Here is a 4603-nt window from a genome sequence, read left to right on the forward strand (position 1 = left end):
CTGGAAGACGTGCCGCTGCGCGGGCTTCGCGAAGGCTCGCTGCACCAGACGCTGCGCGGGGCAGGGCTGGTGTCCGACCATGGCGAGGAGTGGGTCGACATCGAGATGCTCAGCGCTGCTGATGCCGCCATCCTCGATTGCGCGCCGGGCACGCCGTTCCTCAGGACGCGGCGGCTGACGCGCGCCGCCGACGGCCGCGCCATCGAATTCGTCACCAGCCTGCTCAACCCGGCGCATTTCGCGCTGCATCTGGAGTTCTGAGCATGGCGGCCGACGCGATCGACCGGGCGATGGGCGCGCTGATCGGCGGCGCGCTTGGCGATGCGCTGGGCATGCCGACACAGCTTCTGTCGCCCGCCCGCATCGCCGAGCTCTATGGCCATGTCGAGGGTTTCGTTGCGCCCGCCGTCGACCATCCGGTGTCGAAGGGGCTGCCGGCAGGTGCCATCACCGACGACACCGAGCAGGCCCTGCTGCTCGGCCGCATCCTGGTCAGCTCCGGCAATCGCTTCGACCATGCGCGATGGGTCAACGCGCTGCTCGACTGGGAGCGCGACGTCAAGGCGCGTGGCAGTTACGACCTGCTTGGACCGTCGACCAAGCGGGCCATCGACGCCATCAATAACGGCGTGCCGGCGGAAGAAGCGGGGCGAACTGGCGACACGAACGGCGCCGCGATGCGGATTGCGCCGGTCGGCATTATGATCCGCCCGGAGCCGCTCGATGCCCTGGTTGCAAAAGTCGCGGAAACCTGCCGGGCTACGCACAATACGTCGATTGCGATTGCCTCCGCAGCCGCAGTTGCTGCCGCGGTCAGTCTCGGTGTTTCGGGCGCCGACTGGCGCGCTGCTTCCGGCCATGCCGTCGCGGCGGCAAAGCTTGGTGCCGCGCTCGGTCACTGGGTCACCGGCGGCGACATCGCCGAACGCATCCTCTGGGCGCAGGAACTTGTGCGCGGGAAGGGCGACCAAGAGGCGATCCGCTTGATCGTTGACCTGATCGGCACGGGGGTCGCCAGCCAGGAGTCGATTCCTGCAGCATTCGCCGTGCTGGAGGTTGCCAACGGGGATGCGTGGCGAGCGGCAGTGATCAGCGCCAATCTCGGTGGCGACACCGACACCATAGGCGCCATCGCCGCGGGCATGGCGGGCGCCTGTTCGGGCCTGTCGGGCCTGCCGCAAGATCAAATCGCGGGACTGAAGGGCATCGATCTCGCGGAGATCGAGCCGTTGGCCAATGATCTTGTCGCGGCGCGCATGCCGAAGGCCCGTGGCGGCAAGGAGGACGCCGCATGAGCGGGCGCCTCGTTCATGTCGGCAGCGCGGTGGTCGACTATGTATATCGCATCGACGCTCTCCCGGCGGTGGGCAGCGAAAAGACCGCGACGAGCTATTCGCGCGTCGCCGGCGGCGGCTTCAACATGATGGTCGCGGCGAGCCGCACCGGCATGAACGTGGTGTTCGGCGGACAGCTTGGCATCGGGGCAGACGGCGACTTCCTGCGCGCGGCTTTCGCCGCTGAAGGCATCGAGACGCTGACGCCGCCGTCACCCTTGATGGACAGCGGCAATTGCGTCGCCATGATCAGCAGCGATGCGGAACGCACCTTCGTCTCATGGCCGGGCGCAGAGAGCGTGCTGACACCGGACATGATGGCGCCCGTCCAAGTCATTCCGGGCGATTGGGTTTTCACCTCCGGCTATACGTTGAGCTACCCTGGCAGCCGCGAAGCGCTCGCCGACTGGATCGAGGCGCTGCCGGAAGAAGTTCCCGTAGTTTTCGATCCGACGCCTGTGATCGCGGAGATTCCGCGCGCGATCTTGGACAGGGTGCTTGCCCGCACCGCCTGGCTGAGCTGCAACGCGGACGAAGCCGCCGAAATAGCCGGCCGTGGCGACGCGCAGACCGTCGCGATCCGGCTTCTGGCCGAACACTGCACAAAAGCTGCGGGCGTCGTGATCCGCGCCGGCGCGCATGGCTGCCTTGTGCGGCTGGCAGAAGGCGGCACGCGCGCGATCCCCGGTTTCGCGGTCAGCGCCGTCGACACCAATGGTGCCGGCGATACGCATATCGGCGCCTTCGTCAGCGCATTGTCGCGAGGGCTGTCGCCCTGCGAAGCGGCGCGCTATGCGAACGCCGCGGCGGCCCTTTCCGTCACGCGTCATGGCGGCTCGTCCGCGCCGACCGACAGTGAGATCCAGGAATTCCTAAGCCATCGCGATCAAGTAACGATAGCGCATGGCCGGGAGGACGCGACTGCAACTTAACAAGCCCATCAACCGGGCCAACAATGAGAGGAAAAGACATGCGCATGCCCAGACTGACCGCTTTTCTGACGGCGACCGCCGTCTTCGTCTCAGCATTCACGTTTGCCGCCCAGGCCGCCGAAGAAGTGCATGTGCTCAACTGGAAGGGCTACGGCGCCGACGAGCCATGGGCGGTCGCCAACTTCGAGAAGGCGACCGGCTACAAGGTCGTCAATGACTTCTTCAACTCCGAACAGGAGATGCTGACCAAGCTGAGGACCAATCCCGGCCTCTACGACGTCGTCATGATCAACGCCGCCTTCAACGACCAGGCGATGGCCGGCAAGCTGATACAGCCGATCGATACGTCGAAGCTCTCCAACTATGCCGATATTGCCAAGGACAAGGCCGGCTCGCCAATGCTGAACCATGACGGCAAGGTCTATGGCGTGCCGTGGGTTTGGGGCCTGACCGCTCTAGCCATCAACGAGAAGTCGTTCGACAAGCCGCCGACGAGCATCGCCGAGATGTGGGATCCGGCCCATAAGGGCCGCGTCATCATCCGCGACGACGCCGTCGAGGCTGTGCAGTTCGGCGCCATCGCATCGGGGCAGAACATCAACGACATCAAGGATATGGGCGCGGTCAAGGCGAAGCTCACCTCGCTGATGCCGCAGATCAAGACCTTCTGGAGTTCGGAGAACGACTGGAACCAGATGGTTGCCTCCAACCAGATCGATATCGGCACCTACTGGAGCGGCTCCGCCGACCGCGCCAAGACGCATTTCAAGCTGCCGGTCTCGCTGGTCATCCCGCAGGAAGGCGCCGTCGCCTGGCTGGACGCCTTCTCCATCCCGGCCGGTTCCAAGAATGTCGCCGGCGCCGAGGCCTTCATAAACTACATGATCGACCCGAAATTCTATGTCGAATGGGTCACCAAGGTCGGCGCGCCGGTTTCGGCCAACACCAAGGCGGTCGAGGCGCTGCCCGAGGACGCTTTCAACCGAAAGGTCATGGGCAGCCCAGAGGTCGCCAAACGTATCCAGTTCCAGGCGCCGGTCACGGATGAGCAGCGCGAGAAATACCTGGCACTTTGGCAGGAGCTGAAGGTCAACGTGAAATAGTTGGCGTCTTACGGGGAGGAGAGGCATCATGGCAGAGCAGCTCGCGACCGGTTCGCGCCGCGGACTGCGGCCAGCCCTGCCGCTTCTGCTTCCCGCTTATCTGTGGTTGACGGTGGCGATCTTTCTGCCGCTGTCGGCCATGGTGTTCTTCTCCTTCATGACCGATCTGCCGCTGGCCGGGAAAGAGTGGTGGTTCACGCTTGGCAACTACGCCGCCTTCTTCTCGCAAAGCCTTTATCTGACACTTCTTCTGGCTTCGCTGCGGCTCGGCCTCGAGGTCACGCTTTGGTGCGTCGTCATCGGATATCCGGCGGCTTACGTGCTGGCGAAGGTTCTTAAAGGCCGCAGCCGCGAGGCGATCTTTCTGCTGGTCATCCTGCCTTTCTGGTCGAACGGGCTGGTGCGAATCTTCTCCTGGGCCATGGTGCTGCGTGAGGGCGGCATTCTCGACACCACGCTCAATGCCGTCTTGCCGTTCAAGATCAATATCGATCTCATGTATTCCTACCCGGCGGTCATCATCGGTCTGGTGCACTCCTACGTGCCCTATATGGTGCTGACCTGTTACCTCACGCTGCAGGCGATCGACGACTCGCTGATCGAGGCGGGCCGCTCGCTCGGGGCTTCGCGGCTGCAGGTGCTCAAGCGGGTGATCATCCCGCTGTCGATGCCCGGCCTGATCGCGGGTGCGGCGCTGATCTTCGTGCCGGTCGTGGGTTCTTTCATGGAGCCGCGCATCCTCGGCGGCCGCACCGGCACTTTCTACGGCACCGTCATAGAGGACCAGTTTGTTGCCGTCTTCAACTGGCCGCTGGGCGCGGCGCTCTCCTTCATCCTGCTTGCCGTAGTGCTGGTCATCCTGGCGCTCGCGGCACCGGTCTTGCGGAGGGCCGGCTGATGGCGACGACGCGCATTCTGGAGTGGGTCGGGCGCTTTTACATCTTCCTGTTGCTCGGCTTCCTTTATGTGCCGATCATCATCATGGCGCTGATGTCGTTCAACGCCTCGCCTTTTTACCAGCTGCCGTTCGAGTGGACGACGGACTGGTATGCTTCGCTCTGGCAAAACGACCAGCTGATCGCGGCGACCTGGAACAGCATCGAGATCGCGATCATCACCACCGTCATCTCGACGGTGCTCGGGTCAGCCGCCTCGCTGGCGCTCTACCGCTACGAGTTCCGCGGCAAGAAATTCCTGCAGGCGCTGCTCTTCCCGCCGATCGCCATTCCGTGGC

General features: G+C 64.2%; 5 protein-coding genes and 1 pseudogene. All 6 read left to right on the forward strand.

The features are described 5' to 3' along the window. Window positions 1-261, forward strand: a 261-nt coding sequence (locus EOA60_RS19700) for a UTRA domain-containing protein (RefSeq protein ID WP_128311763.1), incomplete at its 5' end; no start/stop codon positions are given. A gap of 2 nt (window positions 262-263) precedes the next feature. Continuing rightward, window positions 264-1295, forward strand: a complete 1032-nt coding sequence (locus tag EOA60_RS19705; RefSeq protein WP_095824976.1) for an ADP-ribosylglycohydrolase family protein — start codon at window positions 264-266, stop codon at window positions 1293-1295. Beyond that, window positions 1292-2266 (forward strand): PfkB family carbohydrate kinase, encoded by a 975-nt coding sequence (locus EOA60_RS19710; protein WP_127334913.1) that lies wholly within the window; start codon window positions 1292-1294, stop codon window positions 2264-2266. The genes EOA60_RS19705 and EOA60_RS19710 overlap by 4 nt, the downstream gene beginning before the upstream one ends. Before the next feature lie 38 nt (window positions 2267-2304). Continuing rightward, window positions 2305-3369 (forward strand): ABC transporter substrate-binding protein, encoded by a 1065-nt coding sequence (locus tag EOA60_RS19715; RefSeq protein ID WP_066992230.1) that lies wholly within the window; start codon window positions 2305-2307, stop codon window positions 3367-3369. Window positions 3370-3397: 28 nt separating this feature from the next. After that, window positions 3398-4267: an ABC transporter permease gene (locus EOA60_RS19720; RefSeq protein WP_095824974.1), complete on the forward strand. Its 870-nt coding sequence runs from the start codon at window positions 3398-3400 to the stop codon at window positions 4265-4267. Next, a pseudogene (locus tag EOA60_RS19725) lies at window positions 4267-4603 on the forward strand (ABC transporter permease); the annotation flags it as partial. The gene EOA60_RS19720 and the pseudogene EOA60_RS19725, both read left to right, overlap by 1 nt.

Origin of the sequence: Mesorhizobium sp. M1A.F.Ca.IN.020.06.1.1 (genome assembly GCF_004023265.1) — a bacterium.
Lineage (GTDB): Bacteria > Pseudomonadota > Alphaproteobacteria > Rhizobiales > Rhizobiaceae > Mesorhizobium.

What these genes read in the sequence shown, in the direction of transcription:
- EOA60_RS19710 (WP_127334913.1), top strand. Translation starts at nt 1,292, where the DNA reads ATGAGCGGGCGCCTCGTTCATGTCGGCAGCGCGGTGGTCGACTATGTA.
- EOA60_RS19720 (WP_095824974.1), top strand. Translation starts at nt 3,398, where the DNA reads ATGGCAGAGCAGCTCGCGACCGGTTCGCGCCGCGGACTGCGGCCAGCC.
- EOA60_RS19715 (WP_066992230.1), top strand. Translation starts at nt 2,305, where the DNA reads ATGCGCATGCCCAGACTGACCGCTTTTCTGACGGCGACCGCCGTCTTC.
- EOA60_RS19705 (WP_095824976.1), top strand. Translation starts at nt 264, where the DNA reads ATGGCGGCCGACGCGATCGACCGGGCGATGGGCGCGCTGATCGGCGGC.